The organism is Pseudacidobacterium ailaaui (assembly GCF_000688455.1).
Taxonomy (GTDB): Bacteria; Acidobacteriota; Terriglobia; order Terriglobales; family Acidobacteriaceae; genus Pseudacidobacterium; species Pseudacidobacterium ailaaui.
Genome location: NZ_JIAL01000001.1, coordinates 775,001 through 798,887 on the forward strand (window position 1 = coordinate 775,001; position 23,887 = coordinate 798,887).

Consider the following 23,887-nt stretch of genomic DNA (forward strand, 5'->3'; position numbering starts at 1 on the left):
GCATCCGGAAACGAAGCCCCGGAAGCAGAATGTTTCCCTCAGTTGAGAAACCTGCGCTATAAAGAAGCATCCGGAGACCCCATTACGATGGGAAATTCACTCAAGGCATTGGAAGACCAATACATCCTGCTGACGCAGCAGCTTTCCCTGCTGCTGGCCGCCTGCTCCTCTCAACAGGAGCGCGACCAGCTGATGACGCTTTACGTCACATGCCGGCGGAACTACTGGAACAGCATCAATAAAATCTTCCATGATGACGACCCACGCATCACGGCCCTGATCGGTCAAATGCGCGAGGAGCAGCAAAAGGTCCAGCATTGTATGCAGCAACTGGACCAGATAGCGCACGTTCTGGACATTCTGACAGAGGCCGTCAACATGGGAACGCAGCTGGCGTCACTCGCCGGTTAATCTTCTCGCAGCATGGGGAAGAAGGCGGAAAATATCGTCCAGCTCCGCCCCGGTTCTGTAGAACTCCGTACGCGGAGTCGCCCTCCATGCTTGGTCACAATGTCCTTGCATATCCAAAGCCCCAGCCCTGTGCCGACCTCCTCTTTCGTCGTAAAGAAGGGTTCAAAGATCCGGGTGCGGATTTCCGCAGGAATCCCGGAGCCGGAATCAGCGACGGTGATTCGGACACCGCGCGGATGGCGGGCTTCCCTGATCCTGACCTGCACCGTACCTGGTCCCCGCATCGCATCGATGCTGTTTCCGATTAGGTTAATCAGAAGCTGCCGCACTTCTCCGGATACGGCCACCATCTCCGGGTCCTGGCGAACATCGGCGACGAGCTGAATGCGCTTGTTCCGCGCCCGCGGCGTAAAGATGTGAATGACGGATTCCAGCAAGGCGCCGACCCGCATGGGAATGGCTGCGGTGGGCGCACGGGAGAAGCCCAGGGTCTGGCGGGCCATCTCCGAGACGCGCGCCAGCTCCTCCTCGGCCCCGGCCAAATAATGCTCGACTTGCTGGTCTTCGGCCGTGTGCCTGGCCAGATAGACGAGGTTGGTGGCTGCCTCCAGCGGGTTGTTGATCTCATGTGCGATGGTGGCTGCCAGCCGTCCCATGGAGGCCAGCCGCTCGCTGATCCGCAGGGCCTGCTCGGCCTTTTTCTTCTGTGTAATGTCCCGCAGGATCGTGGCGGCACCAATGATCTGTCCGGCCGCATTCCGGACTGGTGAAATGGTCAGGGACACATCGACCCGCTCACCGGATTTGGCCAGCCGCACACTTTCAAATGTCTGGATACGCTGCCCTTGCCGCACCATGCTCATCAGCTGCAACTCCTGCCCATGCAGCTCGGGCGGAATCAGCTTGAAGACAGATTGCCCCAGGACCTCCTCTTCGGAATATCCGAAGATCCTTTCTGCCGCAGCATTCCAACTTGTGATGGTCCCATTCAGGTCTTTGCTGAGGATGGGATCTTCCGACCATTCGACAATGGCCGCCAGCGTGTTGCGCATCTGGGCCATATCGGCCTGCACCCGCATCTCACGCTCCCTGCTTTCGCGCCGCAGCCGGACCATGCGGAGATGGGTCCCTACACGAGCCAGCAGTTCCCGCGCAGTGAATGGCTTCACCAGGTAGTCGTCGGCGCCAGCATCAAGGCCCTCGACCCGCGCATCTTCTCCGGCGCGTGCGGAAAGCAGGATGACCGGCGTGCCCTCAAGCGATGGATCGCTGCGGATGGCCTTCAACACACCCAGTCCATCAAGTTTCGGCATCATGATGTCGGTGAGCACCAGCGCGGGACGCAATCGGGCAGCAGCTTCTACGGCCTGCTCTCCATCGGCAACGGTGTAGACATGGTATTTGTCCTGGAGCAGGCGGGTGATGTATTCGCGCATGTCGGCGTTATCATCGGCCAGAAGGACCAGTTCCCGTCCGTCCTCAGGGACCTCTTTGTCTTCACCGGTCCCCAGGATTTGCTTGCTCTCTGCAGGGGAGAAACTCTTTTCCGACGGACCGTCCAGCCAGCGGACTGCCTCTTCGACAAAGCCCTGGCTGAGAGCTTTAGCAGCAGCCTTCGCATTTCCCCGCCCCAAGTGCTGCCCCGACAGGTGCTCTTTGCCCTTTGGCAGAGACACAGTAAATGTGCTGCCCTGTCCTGGCGCGCTCTGCACATGAATTGCGCCTCCATGCAGCTTGACCAGTTCGCGCACCAAGGCAAGTCCGATGCCGGTGCCTTCATAGCTGCGCCCTTCTGCCCCGATGATGCGATGAAAGCGCTCAAAAATTTTGGGCAGCTCATCTTGTGGAATACCGACGCCGGTATCACGAACGGTGAGCTCCACCCTTTCTCCAGCATCGCGGAGGGCGACCTCTACCTCACCAGAATGTGTAAATTTGAACGCATTGGAGATGAGGTTCAGGACAACCTTTTCCCACATCTCGCGATCCACATACGTTGCCCCCACAATCTCCTCACAAGAAACGCGGAAGCGCAGTCCGGCCTTTTCCATCGCCGAACGAAAGACGCTGGCAATGTCTTGGGTCAGAGCACACAAGTCTACAGGCTCGAAAACGGCCTGCATCCGGTTGGCCTCAATTTTTGAGAAGTCCAGCAGAGCATTGACCAGCTTCAGCAAGCGCAGTGCATTGCGTCGGGCAATTGTCAACCGTTCCACATCCTGGGGTAACAATCTCTGCTGTGCCTCATGGAGCATCTCTTCGATCGGGCCCAGCATCAGGGTCAGGGGTGTCCGGAACTCATGGCTGACATTGCTGAAAAAGTCTGTTTTGGCGCGGTCCAGTTCGGCCAGTGCCTCAGCCCTCTGCCGCTCTTTTTCATAAGCCTCGGCATTCGCAATGCCGGCGGAAATTTGCCCGGCCAGCAGCTTAAGAAAACCGCGATAACTCTCATCTACCCGGCGGAATGGGTTCAATCCCACTACCAGGACCCCTGCGCGACCGGCGGGGCCGGAGGGCAGGATGGGTATGAGCGCGGCCCTCTCCGGTGCGCGGTCCCAGGCGCCGCAAGGCAGATCCCATGCCCGCGTGCGCAGATCCTCCAGCAGGCAGAACTCCTGTGAGTTCATGACTTCTCCTACCGGCCATACCGTCGTGTCTCTGGGCGAGATCTCTTCCGGAGCAAACGGGCTTCCCGGACGCACCTCGCTGGTAGAAGCAGCCAGCACGGCCTTGCCCTGTTCAAGCACATAGATCAAGGCAAAGCAGATGTCCTTGGCATTGGAGGAAAGGCCCTGGACAGCAATGCGGCAGGCATCCTGCCAGGTGCGCGCCTCAGCCATGCGTGCGGCAAGCTCTCCTAGAAGACCAATCTGCCGCTCACCAATGATGCGCTGCGTATCATCGGTGTTCGCACAGAGAATGCCGCCCACCCGCCCCTGTTCATCGGGAACAGGACTGTAAGAAAAGGTGTAGTAGGTCTCTTCCGGATATCCGTAGCGCTCCATGATGAGCATCAGGGCCTCATCATAGGTACCCTGATTGGAGTGCAGCGCCGATTCCGCCCGGGACTTGATCTGGTCCCAGATTTCACGCCAGACGACAGAGGCAGGCAGCCCGAGCGCCCAAGGATGTTTTCCTCCCAGGATGCTGCGGTAAGCATCGTTGTACAGGTTGATCAGATGCTCTCCCCACCATACAAACATGGGCTGACGTGAGGTGAGCACAATCCGGATTGTGGTCTTCAGGTTCTGCGGCCAAGCCGTTACCGGACCAAGCGGAGTAGCCGCCCAGTCCTTTTGCTGCATCAGTGCGCCTAGTTCCCCGCCACCTGCAAACAGACCTGCTTCGTTGTCTGACCACTGCACTGGTTGGTCTACGGTCTTTTGGGCACTTGCCTCCATGGAGCTTGCTTCCTTTACGTACCCGGGTCCGGGGTCTGCATCCATACAACGATGAGTAGAAACATGTTAGATGCGGATGCCTGGTTTCGTGCCGTTCTTTTTCGGGCTGCTCCTCGTGGTCTTTTTTATCCCTTATCATGAATGAAAATGAATTGGGATCATGGGGGTTCCCCCTTGCGGGTTTCCACCTTTGCAACGCCCGGGCGATCCATGCCTGCACCGATAGCTACGGCTGCTGCGGCTGCGCACTCTGCTGCGTGCTTGGATTGTTGTTCGACGTAGCAGATGCCTTCTTTTTGTGCCGCACCGTAGCCTTTGCTGGTCCATTGTCTACGACCACGGTCTTGGGAGGCGCAGCCTGGGCTGCTGCCTTCTGAACGGCCGCCTGCAAGGAGGCCAGCCTGCTCTCGGTATTTTTTGATGTGGCAAGAATTGTCTCGGCCAGATGCGTACGCCCGTTTTCCAGATGCTCCAGTGCGGAAGACAACCGGGATACTTCGGTTGCGGGAGCACTTGTGCTGGCAGTCTGCGTGATGCGCAGCAGCACATCGTAAAGCGCGTCGATATTGCGGTAGACGGGAAAAACGGCCGCCACAGAAGAGGGAGCATGATCGGCCTGCGCCAGCAGTCCGGGTAGCGTCGCACTCAGGTCTTTTTGAATGGAATCCACATTCTGTTGTGTGGCAACCTTCACCTCGCCGGAGGCCCTCCAATGGGAGGGATTGATGGATGCGACGGCCTGGCCTACTTCCTCAAGCGGTCCCCGAAGCAGCTCCGAGGCCTTGGGCACGGGCGGAAAAGATTCTCCAGATTCGGCCAGAGGGGCCTGGGCCCAGGCGGGGGAAATCAGCATCAGAGCGCAGCAAAAATACAGGGCCCTGCTCTTCCATTTTAGTTCTATACGGACCATACCACTCCGGATGCCCGGAACCCCCTCCTGGTTGTTCAAGATACTGCAATGCAGGTGACGTAACTTCGATTGTGTAAAAGGCAGGAGGGTGTAAGGTGGCTTTGGCCTGACGAGCTAAAGCCGAACTTGAAAAGGAGCCTTACACCCATGGCGAAGATTGTATCGATCACCGAGCATTTTCAGCACTTCTTGACCAACCTGAAGGAGAGCTTCTGGGGCGACCTGGAGCAGAAGACGCAGGTGGCCTGGAAGCGATTTCTGGAAGCGGAATCGGAGCGGTTGCGCGATCAGTATGCAGTTTGGGACAGCTACGAACGGGGAACGCGCAAGCCGGGACAGTACCGTAACGGCTATTACGAGAGGGATTTTGTGACCCGCTTCGGCACCATCCGGCTGCGCGTGGCGCGGGCCCGCGGCAAGAGCTTTCTTCCCCGGGCGATGGAGAAGTTCCAACGCCGGGCGCCGGAGCTGGCCATACTCATCCGGGAGGCGTTTCTGCGCGGCATCTCTACCCGCCAGGTGGGTCGGCTGGTGGCCACTTTGACGGGCGAGACGATCAGTGCCCAGACCGTCTCGCGGCTGACGCGTGATCTGGATCAGGCGGTGCGGGAGTTTCATCGAGCCGCCCTGCAGGACGAATGGGCTTACCTGTTTCTGGATGGCGTGGCGTTGAAGGTGCGCCGGCCGGCGGGACGGCAGCATGTGCAGATGCTGGTGGCCTACGGCGTGCGCCGGGACGGCACCCGGCAACTGCTCGGCTTTCTGCGCACCCAGGGTGAGGGTCAGGCTCACTGGGAGGCGTTGCTTGAGGATCTCTACCGGCGCGGTCTGAAGGGCGACAAGCTGCTGCTGATCGTCACCGACGGCTGCCCCGGATTGGCTGCCGCCATCCAGACCGTCTATCCCCGCGTAGCCCATCAACGCTGCTGGGTGCACAAGATGCGCAATATCCTCGACAAGGTGCGCAAGCGCGACCATGATGCCGTCAAGCTGGATGCCCAGGCCATCTATCTGGCCGATAGCCGCCGTCAGGCCGAGGCTGCCGCGCGCGCCTTCAGCCGCCGCTGGCGCCGGGAATATCCCACCATGGTGCGGCAACTGGAACGCGATCTGCCCGACCTGCTGGTCTTCTACCATTTTCCCAAGCACCTGTGGCGCAAGCTGCGCACCACCAACATCATTGAACGCTGCTTCGTCGAAGTGCGTCGAAGAACCAGGCCCATGGTTTGCTTCGTCAACGTGCAGTCCGTGGACCGAATCATCTACTCCATCTTCCAGAGATTCAATCTGGAATGGAAAAACCGCACCCTCCGCGTATTTACACAAGCAGCTTGACGTCACCTGCAATGCAAACCAGTTTGACGAAAAGTCTTTTGTCAAAGAAAATGATAGAAGACCTTCCGCATGTGGGCCTGTGGCGCAGCTGGGAGCGCGCTTCCATGGCATGGAAGAGGTCGTCGGTTCGATCCCGACCAGGTCCACCAAAAGCTACAGCCAGACCAAAAGCACGGTTTACGATGTCGCTTTACCGACGCCGAGAAATACTCTGGGATTTGTCGTCCCTGAGTGCTGAAATTTTGTTTATTTTTTATAAAAAATAAAAATATTTCAGCTATCTTTTTCCCTGTTCGTGCTATCAAAGAACCAGGATGCTATAAAAGCTGTCTACCCGAGCATCCGAATCCTCAGGCGCGATTACTCCTTTGAATACAAAGAGCAAAACACGAGGCGCTTTTCCCCGAGTCACGTTATTTCTGTTTGGGCTTGCCTTCTGTGTTTTTACCTGGGGTCTGCAATACAAACTTTCTCTGTATCACGCTCCCCATACCGTCGAGAGTACTTTGCCCAAGGCAAAGCTCATCTCGAAGGACGAACAGAATCCTGCCACGCAGAACGTCCTGGTCACCAACCATGAACCTTCGTCTAAGAGCGTAAAAGCTCTGCTTCTGGGTTCATTTTTCTCTTTTCTGCTGGCGTGGCAAATCTTGTCCAGTCTGCGATCGCTTTTCGGCGCCCGTTCCAGGTCCTGGATGCGATGCTTTTCCCTCAAGCGTCTTCCGGACTGGGTAAGTCTGACCGCGTTTTCTTTCCGCCCTCCCCCAATCGCCGCCTGACCGGCAATTTTTCTATGCATTCTTGATGCTGTAGTGTAACGCGGATAGATTGAGGCCGCGGAAACTCTACAGGGGTATCTCCCATCAGGAACGACTCCGCACAAACCATTTGTTTAAAGGGCCACTCCATGTTGAAAAGGTGTGTTTCTGATATGCGAAAGCATACTGTTTCGATCCTCGCCGCAGGGCTCTCTCTGTCTGCCGCTTTCAGTCTCACGGCATGTAGCTCCAAGGCCAAGAGCACGGAAGCGAAGGCCGCGGAGATCCCCTCGGCCAGTGTCACGACTGTGACGCGCGGGACCATCACCCACACACTCAATCTGGCAGGACAGTTCCAGCCCTATCAGGTTGTGGACGTTCACGCCAAGGTTTCCGGATATATCAAGCACATTTATGTAGATATTGGCGACAAGGTAAGACAGGGTCAGGTCCTCGCCATACTTGAGGTCCCCGAGCTTGACGCACAATACCAGGGGACTGTGGCAGAAGTTGCCCATAGTCAGGATGAAATTACGCGTGCCCAGCACGAGGTCTCCCGCGCGGAGGCCGAGCACGCAGCCTTGCACGCTGACTACCAGCGGCTTAAGCAGGCGGCAGCGGCACAGCCTGGACTGATCGCGCAACAGGAACTGGATGACGCGCAATCCAAAGACCTCGCATCAGAGGCCCGGGTAGATGCAGCCAAGGCCGCCCTGGCGGCGGCCAAACAGCAATCTGCTGTTGCTGCGGCCAATCACGAGAGGGTCAGCGACCTGGTGGCCTATACCAAAGTCACCGCCCCGCTGAATGGCGTCATCATCTGGCGCTATGCAGATACGGGCGCTTTGATTCAGGCCGGAACGTCCTCCGACGTCCAGTCCCTGCCCATCGTCAAGCTCTCGCAAAGCGACCTTCTCCGCCTCCGCCTGCCTGTACCGGAAGATGCAGTGCAATTCATCCATGAGGGTGCACTCGTCAACGTACGGGTGGACGCGGTCAATCGTACTCTGGTGGGAAAAGTGGTCCGCTTTACGCGGAATGTAAGCCTTGCTACCCGGACCATGGAAACAGAAATCGATGTCGAAAATAAAGACCTGTCTCTCTCTCCTGGCATGTATGCGAATGCCACGCTTGAACTGGAACGCAGAGAGAATGTGCTGACCGTTCCGTTACAGGCTGTCATCAAAAACGGAAACCAGAACAGCGTGCTGGTTGTTAATCGTCAGAACCGCGTGGAATCCCGCAATGTTCAGCTTGGACTACAGGGCTCTCTACTGGCCGAGGTGAAGAGCGGCCTTTCCGAAGGCGACCGCGTCATCACTGGCGGTCAGTCGAAGTATCAGATTGGCGAGGAGGTGCAGCCGCAATTCCAGCCTGAGCCAACCATGGACACCAATGCTGAGCAGGGAGATGGAGGGCAATAATGCCCAAATTTGCTCTGCAGTATCCATACTTCATCATCATGGTGTGCATGGTGATCGTCGTAGTCGGCGTCACCAGCATCGTGGGAATGCCTGTGGACCTCTTTCCGCAGATCGACATTCCTGTGGTTGTGGTGGCCACCTTCTACTCCGGAATGCCTCCGCAACAGATTGAAGCCGACATCACTGACACCTTTGAGCGCTTCTTCACTCTCGGCAGCAACATTGACCACATCGAGTCGCGCTCACTGACCGGCGTCAGCCTCATCAAAATTTACTTCAAACCTGGAACGGACCGGAACGCCGCACTCAGCAACATCGCCAACCTGGCCATGGCCGACCTGCGACGATTACCGCCTGGAACCCTGCCGCCTGTGGTGCTGGGCATGGATGCCTCCAGCCAGCCTGTCTGCCTGGTCACCCTCAAGGGCAGGGGCCTGAATGAGACCGACCTCAAAGACCTGGCCCAGTTCCAGGTCAGAAACCAGATTGCCAACGTCCCTGGCGCTTCCGTCCCCCAACCCTTCGGCGGCCGCTATCGCCAGATCATGGTCTATGTAGACCCGGTCAAACTCCAGGCCTACAACATGAGCCTCATGGACGTGGTCCATGCCGTCAACCAGTCCAACCTCATCCTTCCTGCTGGCGACGTCCGCATCGGCACCAAAGACTACAACATCTACGCCAACAGCCAGGTGCCCAATGTTCAGGAGCTGAATGACTTACCCCTCAAATCCGTTGGCAACGCATCCGTGCTGGTGCGGGACATTGGCAGGGCCGAGGATTCCGGCACCATCCAGACCAACATCGTCCGCATTGACGGACAGAAGTCCGTCTACATTCCCATTCTGAAGCAGGGCGGCGACAGCAACACAATCACCATTGTGAATGGTATGAAGGCGGCCATCAAAAACCTGGTGGACATTCCCGCCACGCTCAAGACGGCCGTCGTCTTTGACCAGTCGGTCTTCGTAAAGTCCGCGCTCAGAAACCTGGGGAATGAAGGCGGCATTGGCCTAATACTCACCGCCCTGATGATTCTACTTTTTCTGGGGAGCATCCGGGCCACCTTTGCCGTACTGTTGTCGATTCCACTATCGGCACTGGCGGCCTTTATCTGCATCAAGATTGGTGGCGGCTCCATCAACACCATGGTGCTGGCCGGACTCGCGCTGGCCTTCTCCCGCCTGATTGATAACTCAGTCGTTGTGCTAGAAAACATCTTCCGCCACATGGAAATGGGCGAGCCTCCTGAGGTGGCGGCTGAGGCAGGCGGCAGAGAGGTACAGCTGGCGGTGCTGGCAGCTACCTTCACGACGGCGATCGTGTTCTTCCCGGTGGCCCTGCTTTATGGCGTGAGCAAGTATTTGTTCACGGCCCTGGCTCTCACCGTGGTCCTGGCCTTGTTTGCGTCCTACATGGTGGCCATGACGGTCGTGCCGCTTTATTGCGCGCATTTCATCAATGCATCCGAGGTGTCCCACGAACACTCTGCGGACGGGCAAAAAGGGTCCATCTTTAAGCGCATTGTTCATGGCTTCAACTACTGGTTCCAGCGGATGCTGGACAAGTATGTGATTACGGTCAACCGCTCTATCCTGCGCCCTCTGGCAACCACGTTCTATATTCTCGGCGGCGTATTGCTTAGTTTCGCTTTGTTTCCCTTCCTAGGACGGGCCTATTTCCCGCGCACGGACCCCGGGCAGTTTGTCATCAACATCAAGTGCCCCAGCGGGACCCGGATTGAGCTGAGTGACAAGTACATTGCGCGGGTGGAACAGGAAATCCGGGATGTAGTTTCTCCGCACGATCTGGACATGATCGTCTCCAACATCGGCATTACGCCAGACCTCTCGGCCATCTACACCAGCAACTCCGCCATGGACACCGCATTTGTCCAGGTGAGTCTTAAAGAAGGGCACAAAACCGGCAGTTACGAATACATGGACCGCCTGCGCGAGCGGCTTTCCAAAGACATGCCGGAGCTGACGACCTATTTCCAGACTGGCGGTCTGGTGGATTCGGTCGTGAACCAGGGGCTGCCCGCTCCGATTGATGTGCAGGTGAGCGGCAACGATCTGGACCAGACTTTTGCCATCGCGCAGCAGATTGCCAGCCAAGCAAAGAAGCTCAAGAATGTCAGCGACGTCCTGATTCCGCAAGACCTGAAGTACCCAGGTCTGGAGCTGAACATCGACCGTGAACGTGCAAGCCTGATCGGACTTTCTCCAAAAGATGTGGTGGACAACGTCATCACGGCGCTGACCTCCAACGGCATGATCGCCCCCAGCTACTGGATTGATCCCAATACCGGCAACAACTACATGCTCACTGTGCAGTACTTTGACCAGAAGATCGCCAGCATGACCATGGACGACTTCAAGCAGATCCCGCTGCGCGCCAGTGACATTACCAACTACACCCCGCTCCAGTCCGTGGCCGACATCAAGGAGATCAACACCCCGACAGAAGTAGACCACTATCAGATCCGCCGCGTCATTGATGTCTACATCATGCCTTCCACCGAGGCCTTACAGAGGGTGGATGCGCAGGTGAACCACCTGATTGCCCAAATCAAGGCCCCGGAAAATGTTCGCATCACGGTGCGCGGGACCGTGGTGAGCATGAATGAGTCGTTCAAGAGTTTTGGCGTGGGCCTCGTCCTTTCTGTTCTGCTGGTCTACCTGATTCTCATGGCGCAGCTCACCTCTTTTGTAGACCCGTTCATCATCCTCATGGCCATCCCGCCCGGACTGTCCGGTGTGCTTCTGATTCTGCTGGTGACCGGCAGCACACTGAACATCATGTCGCTGATGGGAGTCATCATGATGACAGGGATCGTCGTCTCCAACAGCATCCTGATCGTCGAGTTTGCCGGACATCTGCACGAAACTGGCCTCTCGCTGGCGCAGGCCGTGGTCGAATCCTGCCGCATTCGTCTGCGCCCGATTCTGATGACTTCGCTGGCCACGCTGCTGGGCATGATCCCGATGGCCCTTGGCTTGGAGGCCGGCAGCGAACAATATGCTCCTTTGGCCCGCGCCATTATCGGCGGCTTGGGCGTTTCCGTCGTGGCAACGGTCTTTCTGGTGCCCGCTGTCTACCTCGTGGTCCACAGCAGGCGCGAGAAGAAGACGTCTCCTCCTTCATCTCCTGAAAATCATGCTCTGGTGCCATCGCACCCGGAGGAAGCCTGAGATGCAATTTGCAGTATTGGAAAAACAACTGAACCCTAAGCCTTGGAACGGCAATCCCGCCGGAACAGAGTGGAGCAGATTCAATGCCTAAATTCGCCTTGAGATATCCCTACTTCATCATCATGGCGTGCATGGTGATTCTGGTGGTGGGCGTCACCAACGTGGTCCGGATGCCCGTGGATCTCTTTCCGAAAATCGACATTCCCGTGGTTGTGGTGGCCACCTTCTACTCCGGAATGCCTCCGCAACAGATTGAAGCCGACATCACCGACACCTTTGAGCGCTTCTTCACCCTCGGCAGCAACATTGACCACATCGAGTCGCGCTCGCTGACCGGCGTCAGCCTCATCAAAATTTACTTCAAGCCTGGAACGGACCCCAATGCGGCCCTGAGCAACATCGCCAACCTGGCCATGGCCGACCTGCGACGATTGCCGCCTGGAACCCTGCCGCCTGTGGTGCTGGGCATGGATGCCTCCAGCCAGCCTGTCTGCCTGGTCACCCTCAAGGGCAGGGGCCTGAATGAGACCGACCTCAAAGACCTGGCCCAGTTCCAGGTCAGAAACCAGATTGCCAACGTCCCTGGCGCTTCCGTCCCCCAACCCTTCGGCGGCCGCTATCGCCAGATCATGGTCTATGTAGACCCGGTCAAACTCCAGGCCTACAACATGAGCCTCATGGACGTGGTCCATGCCGTCAACCAGTCCAACCTCATCCTTCCTGCTGGCGACGTCCGCATCGGCACCAAAGACTACAACATCTACGCCAACAGCCAGGTGCCCACGCCTGAAGAAATTAACCAGCTGCCGTTAAAATCTGTCGGCAACGCTTCCGTTCTGGTAGGCGACATTGGAAAGGCGGAAGACTCCGGGACCATCCAGACCAACATCGTCCGCATTGATGGACAGCGCTCCGTCTATATCCCCGTTCTGAAGCAGGGCGGCGGCAGCAACACGATCACCATTGTGGACGGTATGAAGGCGGCCATCAAAAACCTGGTGGACATTCCCTCCACGCTCAGGACGGCCGTCGTCTTTGACCAGTCGATCTTCGTAAAAGGCGCCATCAAGAACCTTATCAAGGAAGCCACGATTGGCCTGGTGCTGACCGGCATCATGATCCTCGTCTTTCTGGGCAGTCCTCGGGCTACCTTTGCTGTGCTGCTCTCCATCCCGCTCTCGGCGCTGGTATGCCTGCTCATCATGAACATGATGGGCGGCTCCATCAACACCATGCTCCTGGGCGGACTGGCGCTGGCCTTTTCCCGCCTGATCGATGACTCAGTCGTTGTGCTGGAAAACATCTTCCGCTACATGGAAATGGGTGAGGCCCCGGTTGTTGCGGCGGAAAAGGGCGGCATGGAAGTCTCCCTTGCTGTTTTGGCGGCGACTTCAACCACATCGATTGTGTTCTTCCCGGTCACGTTCTTTGCTGGCGTCAGCAAATACATCTTTACTGACCTAGCCCTCGGCGTCGTCTTGTCGATCTTCGCGTCCTATGTTTTTGCCATGACCGTGGTGCCGCTGTATTGCTCCCGGTTTATCCGCATCTCTCACGAAGAGATCCACGAAGGGACCCGGCCGCCTTCATTTTTCCGGCGCTTCGAGACCAGATTCAACGAATACTTCCACCGGATGCTGGACTTTTATGAAGTCCAGGTGACCCGCGCCATGAAGCGTCCGGGAGTGACGGCGGTTGCCATCTTCGCAGGGGTGGCGGTTGTTCTTTTCGGGCTGTTTCCTTTTCTGGGGCGGGCCTATTTCCCGCGCACGGACCCCGGGCAGTTTGTCATCAACATCAAGTGCCCCAGCGGGACCCGGATTGAGCTGAGCAACCAATACATTGCTCAGGTGGAGAATGAAATCCGTCAGGTGATTCCGCCCAGCGATCTGGACATGATCGTCTCCAACATCGGCATTACGCCAGACCTCTCGGCCATCTACACCAGCAACTCCGCCATGGACACCGCCTTTGTCCAGGTGAGTCTTAAGGAAGACCATAAAGTGGGCAGTTATGCCTATATGGAAAAGGTCCGTCGGAAGCTCGCTGCTGACATGCCGGAGCTGACGACCTACTTTCAGGCCGGCGGTCTGGTGGATTCGGTCATCAACCAGGGACTGCCCGCGCCCATTGATATTCAGGTGAGCGGAAACGATCTGGACCAGTCTTTTGCCATCGCTCTCGACATCGCGCGCAAGATCAAGCCGCTCAAAAGCGTCAGCGACGTGTTGATTCCGCAAGACCTGCGTTATCCCGGCCTGGAGCTGAACATCAACCGTGAACGTGCAAGCCTGATCAACATCACGCCGAAGCAGGTCGTGGACAACGTCATCACGGCGCTGACCTCCAACGGCATGATCGCCCCCAGCTACTGGATTGATCCCAATACTGGCAACAACTACATGCTCACCGTGCAGTACTTTGACCAGAAGATCGCCAGCATGACTATGGACGACTTCAAGCAGATCCCGCTGCGCGCCAGTGACATTACCAACTACACCCCGCTCCAGTCCGTGGCCGACATCAAGGAGATCAACACCCCGACGGAAGTAGACCACTACCAGATCCGCCGCGTCATTGATGTCTACGTCATGCCTTCCACCGAAACGCTGGTCAAGGCCAACCGCGACGTCACCCGGGTCATTGACGGGATCAAAAAGCCGGCCAATGTCCGCATTTCCGTTCGCGGTGCAGTGGTCAACATGAACCAGTCGTTCCGCAACTTCGCTATTGGCCTGATGCTCTCCATAGCTCTGGTCTATCTGATTCTGATGGCGCAGTTCACTTCCTTCGTAGACCCATTCATCATCCTGATGGCCATCCCCCCCGGACTGGCTGGAGTTGTACTGATTCTGCTGGTAACCGGCAGCACACTGAACATCATGTCGCTGATGGGAGTCATCATGATGACAGGAATCGTCGTCTCCAACAGCATCCTGATCGTCGAGTTTGCGACCATCCTCCATGAAGAGCAGGGGCGTCCGTTGCTGGAAGCCGTCGTGCAGTCCTGCAAGATCCGTTTGCGCCCGATTCTGATGACTTCACTGGCCACTCTGCTGGGCATGATCCCGATGGCCCTTGGCTTGGAGGCCGGCAGCGAACAATATGCTCCTTTGGCCCGCGCCATTATCGGCGGTCTGGGTGTTTCCGTCGTGGTTACGGTCTTTCTGGTTCCAGCCGTCTACCTGCTGGTCCATGGCCGGCAGGAAAGAAAACTGGCACTTCCGGGAGAGATATAGGAATGAGAACAACTCTGATGACAAAGAAGATGACCCGTTTTTCTCTTACAGTGTCGACTGTCTTTCTGAGTGTTGCCGGCCTGTCCGCGCAAACGCATCCGGCTTCTCCTCTGCCTGATGCTCCGCCGGTAGAGGTTGCACTCAATACCAGCGCTGCGGTTTCTCTCGCACAAAGTGTTCCTCCGTCCTCGGGAACTCCGACCTCTGCCGGCCAGCATCCAAGACTGACCCGACAGGAAGCTGAGCAGATGGCCATTAAGAACAATCCTCGGATCAGTGTGGGGCGCCTGCTTGCGTTGGCCCAGCACCAGGTTGTACGGGAAGCGCGGTCAGCTGAGCTGCCGACACTGAATGGAAGCATGACAGCAATGACCGGAGAAGAGGCGAGCCGTATCTCCGCCGGGACCCTGACTTCTTCACGGATCCTGCCGCACGCCGGCGCGGGCGCCGACTTTATGCAACTGGTCACAGATTTTGGCCGGACCACCAACCTTGTGGCCTCTGCCAAGCTACAGGAAAAGGCACAAAATGCAAGTGCGCTGGCCACCACCGAAGACATTGTGCTGGCTACGGACCAGGCCTTTTACAACGCGCTCCAGGCGCAGGCCCTGCTAAAGGTAGCGCAGCAGAATGTGACGACGCGGCAGACCACCGACACCCAGGTAAATCAGCTTACAAAAAACAACCTCAAGTCGACGCTTGATCTGAGCTTTGCTGATGTCAACCTGTCACAGGCAAAACTACTGCTGCTCGATGCGCAGAACAATGCAGATTCCACAATGGCCGCGCTCGATGCGGTGCTGGGTCTGGACCATCAGGTCACCTACGAGCTTGTCGATGAGAGTTCTCCCCTGCAGCCGCCGCCGCCCGACGTAGACCGGCTGATACAACTCGGCTGGCAGCAGCGCCCGGACCTGCAGTCCCTGAATTTCAGCCAGCAGTCGGCGGTGAAATTCAGCCATGCGCAGCGGGACCAGATGTTTCCTACGATCAGCATCGAGGGTACGGCCGGAAGTGTTCCGATCCGCACCGACCAGTACTACACCGCCAACTGGTGGGGAGGAATTGGCGTAAACATGAACATCCCCATCTTCAACGGCTTCCTTTATTCGGCCCAGGCGAAGGAGGCCTCTATTCGCGCACAGGCAGCCTCTGAGCAAGCCAGGAACCTCCGCGACCAGATCGCGCGCGATGTCCGCACCGCATGGCTGGCGGCGAACACGGCTTATCAGCGCGTCGCCGTTTCCGAGCAGATGCTCAAGCAAGCCAACATGGCCCTGTCGCTGGCGCAGACCCGCTATCAGATGGGACTTAGCTCCATTGTGGAGCTGAGCCAGGCCGAGTACCAGCAGACGGATGCAGCCATCGGCAACACCAATGCGCAATATCAGTACAAGCTGGCACTGGCTGCTCTCAACTACCAGATCGGGGCCACGCCATGATTGAGAACTTCAAGCTCAAGGTCTTCCGGGTCGTGGCCGACTCTCTTAATTTCCGCCGGGCAGCCGACGAACTTCACCTCACGCAGCCGGCGGTGACGGCGCAGATCAAATCTCTGGAAGAGAGTCTGGGAATCGCCCTGTTTGATCGCATCGGACGGGACATTAAATTGACCCCGGCCGGAGAAACGCTGCAACAGTATGTGCGGCAGATCGAAGCCATCACCAATGAGGCCGTGGCCGCGTTGTCTTCCTTCGGCGGTCAGGAAGATGCTGAGCTTTGCATTGGCGCTTCCCACACCATTGCTGTTTATCTGCTGCCCCGGCTGCTCCCTCAACTTCTCTCCGACTGGCCAAAGCTGCGCATCCATGTCACCGGTGGCAGCACCAATGAGGTCCTCCACGCACTCATGATGCACCAGGTCAGCGTGGGTTTCATCGAGGCCCCTGCTTACCGTCCAGACCTTAAGATTGAAGAATTTGGCCAGGACGAACTGGCGCTCATCGTGCGTCCGGACCATCGCTGGACAAAAAAGCCCAGAATCAAGGCCGCGGAGCTGATCCAGGAACCCCTTCTGCTGCGGGAGGCCGGATCGGGCATGCGGCACTTCGTTGAAGAATATCTGGAACGCAACGGCGTCCTGCGCCAGCAACTCCGCACAGCCATCGATATGAACTCGACCGAAGGCATCATCGCTGCCGTGGAGGCGGGCCTGGGAGTCGGCTTTGTTCCCTACCTTGCGCTTGGCAATGCCCTGCAGCTTGGCAGCGTGAAGATCGTTCCGCTGGAAAATGGCCCCATCCGCCGCCAGTTGAGCATCGCGCTGCTGAACGGGCCTGAGCCGCGGGGACCTGCCGGACAACTGGTCCAGATCTTCCGACAGAGCAATCCGGACCATTTGTCCTCAGGGCACTTCCCTTTTCCGGGAGCAAAAGAAAGACGTCTTGCCGTTGCCAATGGCAAAACAAACGGACAGCAGGAGCACATGAAGAAATGGCCCTGAACCCTTGCGCTTCAACACCTGCCCTTCTGCGGCCTGGCGTTCTGCTGCCCTCCCCTGGTGCTGTGCCGCGCCTGGAACAAGGTGAATTTGAACTACGGAGACAGATTTGTGCCAGTGATTGACGAAATACCCGGATTCAATGTGAACGCCTTCATTTATGCCACAGATTTCTCTCTTGGCTCACAGAATGCTGGTCTCTATGCGCAGATGCTGGCCCGATACTTCTCTTGTCGTCTCGCCGTAGCGCATGCATTTACGCTGTCCCAGGCGGCGCTGGAGGTGGAAGTCGACCGCAGGCTCGTCAGCCAGCAACGCAAGGACCTGCAACTTCTGCTTGCACAGAAGGCGGACCAATTGAAGGACGGCCCGCTGGAGGTCGTCCCCTCACTTCTCGACGGGGACCCTAAGAACAAAATCCCAGCTCTGGCCGACCAGATGGCCCCTTCCATCCTCGTGTTAGGCACGCACGGCGGGGGCTGGGTGGAACGGGACCTGGTTGGATCCACGGCTGAACAGATTCTGCGCTCAACACGCTGGCCATCGCTGACCGTCGGCCCCCAGGTGGCGCCGCCTTCGCGCGAAAGCTTTCCCTTCCGGAAAATCCTGTATGCTACGGACCTGACACCGGCTGCGGCCCATGCAGCTGCTTATGCTGTCTCCTTTGCCCAGACCTTTGGAGCAGAGATCAATGTACTCAATGTAGTCCATCAGGGCGCAATTGATCATCCTGACCGTCTTACCGAAATCAAGCAGAAGTTTTACAGCGCCCTCGACCATACGATTCCGCGATACGCAAGCGATTTCTGCGCCCCTCGAACGTTTGTTGAGGTCGGCAATGCCCGCGAGCAGATCTTGCGGCATCTTCGTGAACACGCTGTCCATCTTCTTGTGCTGGGCATCCGCAAAAGCTCGCATCTGGGTCTGGAAATGCGGACCTCAGGGGCCTTTGAACTGATCGTTCATGCTCCCTGTCCGGTCTTGACCATTGTGGGGTGAGAAGCAGTGTATCTACCCGGGATGGAAGCATGAAAAGGAAACCCAGAAAAGACGGCCACAACACAACGACGATAGCGGTCATCGTAGCTGCTATGGTCGCCTTTTGTGCCATTCAGGGTGCTGAAATTATTTATGACAACATGCGGATTCCCGGAGTGCCAGGCGCCCATGACATCCCGCTGTGGCGGGTGCACATGATTTCAGCCTGCGCAGGAAGCATCTCCTTCGTGCTGACCCTTTTCTTTCTGGAGAGCCTGGGGAAAAAATCCCGGGCCAGCGCCCTCCGCTCCATCTTTCCCTGGATCCCTCTTGTGGCACTGACCGCCATTGCTGCTGTGGTCCACATCCCTCTTCTACTGGTAGTGCTTCTGGGCGCGCTTTACTGTCCGTGGGCCTATGCAAGGACCCATGCCGCCCGCTGAAATCATGCTCCTTCGATCCGCCCCGGGCCGCTGCCTGTTCCTCCATCCGGAGACCCATCCGGGGGCCTTAAAACGCCTGTTGCAGAAGCACGGCATACCACAGCACTGGAGCAGCCAACAGCAGCGCATCAATCCGGTCGAGAATGCCTCCGTGTCCCGGCAGCAGCGTCCCGGAGTCCTTGACGCCTGCGCCTCGCTTGATTGCAGATTCAATCAGGTCTCCTACCTGGGCTGCAACATTCAAGAGCACGGCCAGGCCCACCCAGCGGAGAACAGGCCCCGGATACGAAAGCCAGTCGAACCCATGCTGTTCCAGCTTTTGTGCAAGAAGACAGAGCACAATCGCAATCAATATGCTGCCGCCGATCGAGCCTGCGCTCCCCTCCCAGGTCTTTCCCGGACTGATGGAAGGCGCCAGCTTCCGCCTGCCGAAGGCCTTGCCCGTATAAAGAGCCAGGATGTCCCCGGTCCACACCACAAAGAACAAAAATACGAGCAGAGAAGGCCCATTTTCCCTCGCGCTCAGCAGCGGGACCGTGGTCAGCGACAGTCCGGTATACAGCAGCGCGAAAACCGAATACGCCGTATCCGGCAGGACACGCTGCATCGGAGAGCGGAAGGCACAAAAGATGAACAAAACAAAAGTCAGGCAGCCCAGGGCCGGGGCCATATACTCGGGACGCTCAAAGTTGAGCGCAAACAGCAGCCCGATGCAAACCAGAACAAGCACCCGGGGCGTTTTTGCGCCAGAAGCATCGGCCAGCGCCAGCAATTCCCATGCTGCCAGCAGCGCCACTACGGCCGCCGCGCAGCTAATGCTCAGCAGGTTGTTCCAAAAAACCAGCAACAAAACCAGGGGGACCAGGACGATGGCTGTCAAAACACGTTTCATCATTCGTAAAAGGCAGAATACACGTTCCCTGTCTCTGTGCGCCGCAGAATATGCGGCCAGCGTCTAACCATAAGGAGAAAGATCCGATGCGGCCCAGTTTTTCACTTTTGCTATTTCTCGCTTGCGCCCTTCCGTTGTCAGCGCAGTCCAGCGGAGACCAAACGCCGGTAAGCACCGTTGTTACGGTCATGCCCAAATCAGGGGAAGCGGCCCCGTTACGACGCCAGAACATCAAGGTAACTGCGGACAGAAAGCCCGTTGAGGTCTCCACATGGAGACCCTTCCAGGGCCAGAATGCGCGACTGGAATTTGTCGTTCTCGTCGACGATTCGGCCCGGCAGAGCATCGGACTACAATTCAACGACCTGGCGAATTTTCTACAGTCCCTTCCCCCCACGGCCTATGTCGGGGTCGCCTACATGCAGAATGGTCGCGCGGCGTTTGTTCAGCCCCTCACAACCGACCATGCTCAGGCTGCTCGGTCTCTGCGTCAGCCGCTTGGGATTCCTGGCGGCAATGCCAGCCCCTATTTCTGCCTCTCTGACCTCGCCAAGCACTGGCCTTCCCAGGACCCAAGAAACAGGCGTGAGGTCCTCATGGTCACCAATGGCTTCGACCCCTACTATCCGCGCTACGATCCAGAAGACCCCTACCTTCAGGCCGCCATCACCGATGCCCAGCGCGCCGGAATCATCGTCTATGGGATTTATTACCGCGATACGGGGCGCTTCAGCAGCTCCATGTATGTCACCGATGCCGGGCAGAACCTGCTGGCGCAGCTTACCGATGCCACCGGCGGCAAACTATACTGGCAGGGGCTTTCCAACCCGGTTTCCTTCCGGCCCTTTCTTCAGGACCTGGACCTGCGGCTGCAAAACCAGTACGAGCTTGGCTTTGCTGTTCCGGCCCGCCCTAAAGCTGAACTGGTGGACCTGAAGGTCAAAGCTGACGTCGGCCATGTCAGCATCAGCGCCCCGCAGCGGATTGAAGCAGGAGGTGCTGCGCAATAGCTAGGGCTGGCCGCTGAAGTCCACGGGGAGCACACGGCCTTCCGCGCTGCTTTGGCGCGCCAGTTCCATCAGCCGGGCCGTCCGCCATCCATCTTCCGCGGTGACGGCCAGCTGGCCATCGCCCAGCAGAGCGTCCCGCACATTGGCATAGTAGCCGCGGTAGTCTCCTACTTCGGTTTCGACCCGATGCGCGTCCGCACCTTCCAGGTACAGAGTGCCCCAGGCTTTCTCCGCATCGCGCCCAAAGCCCGCATCGCTGAAGCTGGCACCATTTTTGAGCGCCTCCTCCTGCGGGTCCAGTCCAAATTTAACAAAGCTTCCCTGTGTTCCGTGCAATGTAAACCGCGCCCCCGCGGCCAGCGCAAGATTTGTGGCCCGCAAATAGGCCGTCATCTCTGCATAGAACAGCGTAATGTCAAAGGCATCGTCCACCACCGCACCTGCACGCTCACTCCGCACGGTGGCAAAGATGCGTTCCGGCTTCCCAAAGAGGACCAGCGCCTGGTCAATCAGGTGCGACCCAAGGTCATACAACGTCCCGCCGCCTGCTGCTCCGCTTTCGCGCCATACCTCATGGCGCGGACGGGGCCGAAAACGGTCAAAATGCGATTCAAAGCTGACAAGCCGTCCCAGCCGACCACTGGCCAGGAGTTTCTGGACCGTTTTGAAATCACCATCCCAGCGGCGGTTCTGGTAGACAGAAATCAATCGCCCGCGCTCCCGCGAAAGCCGCGCCAGCTTTGCTGCTTCCTCTGAGGTCAGGGTAAAGGGCTTGTCCACAACCACATCGCGGTCCGCCAGCAAACACTGTTCTGCTACCTGATAATGCGTCCCGCTCGGCGTAGCCACAACCACGAGCCGGATACTGGGGTCGGACAGCAGCTCCTCAATCGAGCGGTAGAGCCTGATGCCGGGATGGGCCTTCAGTGCATCGTCGCCCTTCCGCTGGACCACCGCCGCAAGCTCCAGCCCCGGTGTTGCCTCAATGACAGCAGTATGAAAAATCCGTCCAGCCAACCCATAACCAATCACCCCAGCGCGGACCACTTCCTTCACCGTTCATGCCCTCGTTCCATTAAGATTCCAAACCTTTTCCAGTTTGCCATCATACTGAATCCATGGGAGCAGAAGGATCATCTACCAAAATAAGACTACTTAAGTCGCACATAGGTGGCGCATAATAGAGACAGCACCTCGCCCCTGGAGGAAGCATCATGGCTTCAACGGTGAATGAAATCCGTGACCTCAGCCAGCAGGAATACAAGTGGGGCTTTGTCACAAACATTGAGGCAGAGCAGTTTCCGCGCGGGCTGAACGAGGAGATCATTCGCATGATCTCCGCCAGAAAGCGCGAACCTGAGTTCATGCTGGAATGGCGTCTGCGCGCCTACCGTCACTGGGCCTCCCTGGAAAGCTCACAGGCTGAGCCGAAATGGGCCAATATCCGCTATGGACCGATCGATTACCAGAACATCATCTATTACTCTGCCCCCAAACAGAAACCGGGCCTGAAAAGCCTCGACGAGCTAGACCCGGAAATTCTGCGCACTTATGAGAAGCTCGGCATCTCGCTTGCCGAACAGCAGCGTCTGGCGGGCGTGGCGGTAGATGCGGTCTTTGACAGCGTTTCGGTTGCGACCACATTCAAGGAAAAGCTGGCTGAAGCGGGGGTCATCTTCTGCTCATTTTCTGAGGCAGTCGAAAAACACCCTGATCTGGTCCAGAAATATCTGGGCACCGTTGTACCTTACACAGACAATTTCTTTGCCGCGCTCAATTCGGCCGTCTTCAGCGATGGTTCTTTCGTTTATGTTCCGAAAGGCGTTCGCTGCCCCATGGAGCTTTCCACCTACTTCCGCATCAATGCAGCAGAGACTGGGCAGTTTGAGCGCACGCTGATTATCGCCGATGAAGGCGCTTACGTCAGTTATCTGGAAGGGTGCACTGCGCCAATCCGGGATGAAAACCAATTGCACGCCGCAGTGGTTGAGCTGGTTGCGCTGGACAATGCTGAGATCAAATATTCGACCGTACAGAACTGGTATCCGGGAGACAAGCAGGGCCGCGGCGGAATCTATAATTTCGTCACCAAGCGCGGCAAATGCGCCGGCGTGAATTCAAAAATCTCCTGGACGCAGGTGGAAACTGGCTCTGCAATTACCTGGAAGTATCCAAGCTGCATTCTGCAAGGTGACAACTCAGTAGGAGAGTTTTACTCCGTCGCCCTGACCAATCACTATCAGCAGGCGGACACTGGCACAAAGATGATCCACATTGGCAAAAACACGCGCAGCACAATCGTGTCCAAGGGCATCTCTGCCGGCCACGGGCAAAACACCTACCGCGGCATGGTGCGCATCCAGAAGGGGGCAACAGGAGCACGCAACTACACACAATGCGACTCGCTGCTGATTGGCGACCAGTGCGGTGCGCATACCTTTCCTTACATCGAAGTGAAGAATGCGACCGCGCACATGGAGCACGAGGCCTCCACCTCGAAGATTGGTGAAGACCAGCTCTTTTACCTGCAACAGCGCGGTCTGAACCGCGAGGATGCTGTCTCCATGATCGTGAATGGGTTTTGCAAACAGGTCTTCCGCGAACTGCCAATGGAATTTGCCGTGGAAGCACAGAAGCTGCTGGGTGTAAGCCTGGAAGGCAGCGTGGGTTGAGGAGAGACGATGAGTTTGCTGGAAATCCGTAATTTGCATGTCGCCGTGGATGGACACGAGATCCTGAAGGGGATCAACCTGACCGTTGGTCCGGGCGAGGTCCATTCCATCATGGGGCCGAATGGATCGGGAAAAAGCACGCTGGCCCAGGTACTCTCACGCCGGGAAGCTTACGAAGTCACCGCAGGGGAAGTCCTCTTCCAGGGAAAAGACCTGCTGGCCATGAAGCCGGAAGAGGCCGCCTGCGAAGGCGTCTTTCTCGCATTCCAATATCCGGTGGAAATTCCTGGCATCAGCAACGCCTACTTTCTCCGTAGCGCCCTCAATGCGGTACGCAAATATCGCGGTCTGGACGAAATGGACGCAATGGATTTTCTTCCCTTCTATCGTGAGCGGCTCAAGCTGCTTGAGATGGACGAAAAACTGATGAACCGCTCCGTAAATGAGGGGTTCTCAGGCGGTGAGAAAAAGCGGAATGAAATTCTGCAGATGGCAGTGCTGGAGCCGAAGCTCGCGATCCTCGACGAAACCGACTCCGGACTCGACATTGACGCGCTGCGCATTGTGGCCCAGGGGGTGAATGCACTGCGCAGCCCGGAACGCTCCATGCTGGTCATCACGCACTATCAGCGGCTGTTGAATTACATTGTGCCGGATTTTGTCCACGTGCTGGTGGACGGGCGCATCGTGCGCTCGGGCGGCGCCGAGCTTGCGCTGGAGCTGGAAGAAAAAGGCTACGGCTGGATCGAAACAGAAGCGGTCTCCGCATAAGAGGAAGAA

General features: G+C 57.5%; 16 protein-coding genes and 1 tRNA gene. 13 read left to right on the forward strand and 4 right to left on the reverse strand.

Features of this window, described 5'->3' with window-relative positions:
• Positions 1-42 precede the first annotated feature (42 nt).
• Positions 43-411 carry a hypothetical protein gene (locus tag N655_RS0103560; RefSeq protein ID WP_155987497.1) on the forward strand — a complete coding sequence of 123 codons (369 nt, stop codon included), beginning with the start codon at positions 43-45 and terminating at the stop codon, positions 409-411.
• Here N655_RS0103560 and N655_RS0103565 read toward each other — a convergent pair.
• Positions 408-3,812 carry an ATP-binding protein gene (locus N655_RS0103565; RefSeq protein ID WP_081823783.1) on the reverse strand — a complete coding sequence of 1,135 codons (3,405 nt, stop codon included), beginning with the start codon at positions 3,810-3,812 and terminating at the stop codon, positions 408-410. The two genes, N655_RS0103560 and N655_RS0103565, sit on opposite strands and share 4 nt — an antisense overlap.
• Before the next feature lie 226 nt (positions 3,813-4,038).
• The gene (locus tag N655_RS0103570; protein ID WP_155987498.1) at positions 4,039-4,602 is read right to left on the reverse strand and encodes a hypothetical protein; all 564 of its coding nucleotides are present in this window, start codon (positions 4,600-4,602) and stop codon (positions 4,039-4,041) included.
• Positions 4,603-4,869: 267 nt separating this feature from the next.
• On the opposite strand from N655_RS0103570, the gene N655_RS0103575 reads away from it, so the two are divergent.
• The 9 genes from N655_RS0103575 to N655_RS0103620 all read left to right on the forward strand — a co-directional run bounded on the left by N655_RS0103575 (position 4,870) and on the right by N655_RS0103620 (position 18,533).
• A complete protein-coding gene (locus N655_RS0103575) occupies positions 4,870-6,057 on the forward strand; it encodes an IS256 family transposase (RefSeq protein WP_026441353.1) in 1,188 nt (395 codons plus the stop codon).
• Between the two features lie 73 nt (positions 6,058-6,130).
• Positions 6,131-6,206 (forward strand) — tRNA-Ala (locus tag N655_RS0103580).
• Between the two features lie 782 nt (positions 6,207-6,988).
• Positions 6,989-8,239 carry an efflux RND transporter periplasmic adaptor subunit gene (locus tag N655_RS17125; protein WP_044933916.1) on the forward strand — a complete coding sequence of 417 codons (1,251 nt, stop codon included), beginning with the start codon at positions 6,989-6,991 and terminating at the stop codon, positions 8,237-8,239.
• On the forward strand, positions 8,239-11,433 hold the full coding sequence (locus N655_RS17130; RefSeq protein ID WP_044933918.1) for an efflux RND transporter permease subunit: 3,195 nt from the start codon (positions 8,239-8,241) through the stop codon (positions 11,431-11,433). The genes N655_RS17125 and N655_RS17130 overlap by 1 nt, the downstream gene beginning before the upstream one ends.
• An 83-nt stretch (positions 11,434-11,516) precedes the next feature.
• Entirely contained in the window at positions 11,517-14,672 is a 3,156-nt protein-coding gene (locus tag N655_RS0103600) for an efflux RND transporter permease subunit (RefSeq protein ID WP_026441887.1), read from the forward strand.
• A 2-nt stretch (positions 14,673-14,674) separates the two neighbouring features.
• Positions 14,675-16,114 (forward strand): TolC family protein, encoded by a 1,440-nt coding sequence (locus N655_RS0103605; protein WP_238324465.1) that lies wholly within the window; start codon positions 14,675-14,677, stop codon positions 16,112-16,114.
• Positions 16,111-17,115, forward strand: coding sequence for a LysR substrate-binding domain-containing protein (locus N655_RS17135; protein WP_049961234.1), 1,005 nt, complete (start codon positions 16,111-16,113; stop codon positions 17,113-17,115). Before N655_RS0103605 ends, N655_RS17135 begins: the two co-directional genes overlap by 4 nt.
• A gap of 114 nt (positions 17,116-17,229) precedes the next feature.
• Positions 17,230-18,111 (forward strand): universal stress protein, encoded by an 882-nt coding sequence (locus N655_RS0103615; protein ID WP_155987499.1) that lies wholly within the window; start codon positions 17,230-17,232, stop codon positions 18,109-18,111.
• Between the two features lie 29 nt (positions 18,112-18,140).
• Positions 18,141-18,533: a hypothetical protein gene (locus N655_RS0103620; RefSeq protein ID WP_026441890.1), complete on the forward strand. Its 393-nt coding sequence runs from the start codon at positions 18,141-18,143 to the stop codon at positions 18,531-18,533.
• 67 nt (positions 18,534-18,600) lie between these two features.
• On the opposite strand, the gene N655_RS0103625 is transcribed toward N655_RS0103620, so the two are convergent.
• Complete coding sequence (locus tag N655_RS0103625; protein ID WP_349509464.1) at positions 18,601-19,428, reverse strand: phosphatidate cytidylyltransferase; 828 nt, start codon at positions 19,426-19,428, stop codon at positions 18,601-18,603.
• 83 nt (positions 19,429-19,511) lie between these two features.
• Here N655_RS0103625 and N655_RS19680 point away from each other — a divergent pair, with 83 nt between their 5' ends.
• Complete coding sequence (locus tag N655_RS19680) at positions 19,512-20,435, forward strand: vWA domain-containing protein (protein ID WP_049961235.1); 924 nt, start codon at positions 19,512-19,514, stop codon at positions 20,433-20,435.
• Here the strand turns inward: N655_RS19680 and N655_RS0103635 are convergent, their stop codons facing one another.
• Positions 20,436-21,491, reverse strand: coding sequence for an oxidoreductase (locus N655_RS0103635; protein ID WP_026441892.1), 1,056 nt, complete (start codon positions 21,489-21,491; stop codon positions 20,436-20,438).
• A 158-nt stretch (positions 21,492-21,649) separates the two neighbouring features.
• On the opposite strand from N655_RS0103635, the gene sufB reads away from it, so the two are divergent.
• Together sufB and sufC are read left to right on the forward strand one after the other, a co-directional pair.
• Complete coding sequence (gene sufB, locus N655_RS0103640; RefSeq protein WP_026441893.1) at positions 21,650-23,107, forward strand: Fe-S cluster assembly protein SufB; 1,458 nt, start codon at positions 21,650-21,652, stop codon at positions 23,105-23,107.
• A gap of 9 nt (positions 23,108-23,116) precedes the next feature.
• Entirely contained in the window at positions 23,117-23,878 is a 762-nt protein-coding gene (sufC, locus tag N655_RS0103645) for a Fe-S cluster assembly ATPase SufC (protein ID WP_044933919.1), read from the forward strand.
• Positions 23,879-23,887: the final 9 nt, after the last annotated feature.

Bases quoted from the DNA above. Each gene is read 5' to 3' on its own strand.
- N655_RS0103575 (WP_026441353.1), top strand. From the start codon at position 4,870: ATGGCGAAGATTGTATCGATCACCGAGCATTTTCAGCACTTCTTGACC.
- N655_RS0103600 (WP_026441887.1), top strand. From the start codon at position 11,517: ATGCCTAAATTCGCCTTGAGATATCCCTACTTCATCATCATGGCGTGC.
- sufC (WP_044933919.1), top strand. From the start codon at position 23,117: ATGAGTTTGCTGGAAATCCGTAATTTGCATGTCGCCGTGGATGGACAC.
- N655_RS19680 (WP_049961235.1), top strand. From the start codon at position 19,512: ATGCGGCCCAGTTTTTCACTTTTGCTATTTCTCGCTTGCGCCCTTCCG.
- N655_RS0103565 (WP_081823783.1), bottom strand. From the start codon at position 3,812: ATGGAGGCAAGTGCCCAAAAGACCGTAGACCAACCAGTGCAGTGGTCA.
- N655_RS0103620 (WP_026441890.1), top strand. From the start codon at position 18,141: ATGAAAAGGAAACCCAGAAAAGACGGCCACAACACAACGACGATAGCG.
- N655_RS0103625 (WP_349509464.1), bottom strand. From the start codon at position 19,428: ATGATGAAACGTGTTTTGACAGCCATCGTCCTGGTCCCCCTGGTTTTG.
- N655_RS0103605 (WP_238324465.1), top strand. From the start codon at position 14,675: ATGAGAACAACTCTGATGACAAAGAAGATGACCCGTTTTTCTCTTACA.
- N655_RS17130 (WP_044933918.1), top strand. From the start codon at position 8,239: ATGCCCAAATTTGCTCTGCAGTATCCATACTTCATCATCATGGTGTGC.
- sufB (WP_026441893.1), top strand. From the start codon at position 21,650: ATGGCTTCAACGGTGAATGAAATCCGTGACCTCAGCCAGCAGGAATAC.
- N655_RS17125 (WP_044933916.1), top strand. From the start codon at position 6,989: ATGCGAAAGCATACTGTTTCGATCCTCGCCGCAGGGCTCTCTCTGTCT.
- N655_RS17135 (WP_049961234.1), top strand. From the start codon at position 16,111: ATGATTGAGAACTTCAAGCTCAAGGTCTTCCGGGTCGTGGCCGACTCT.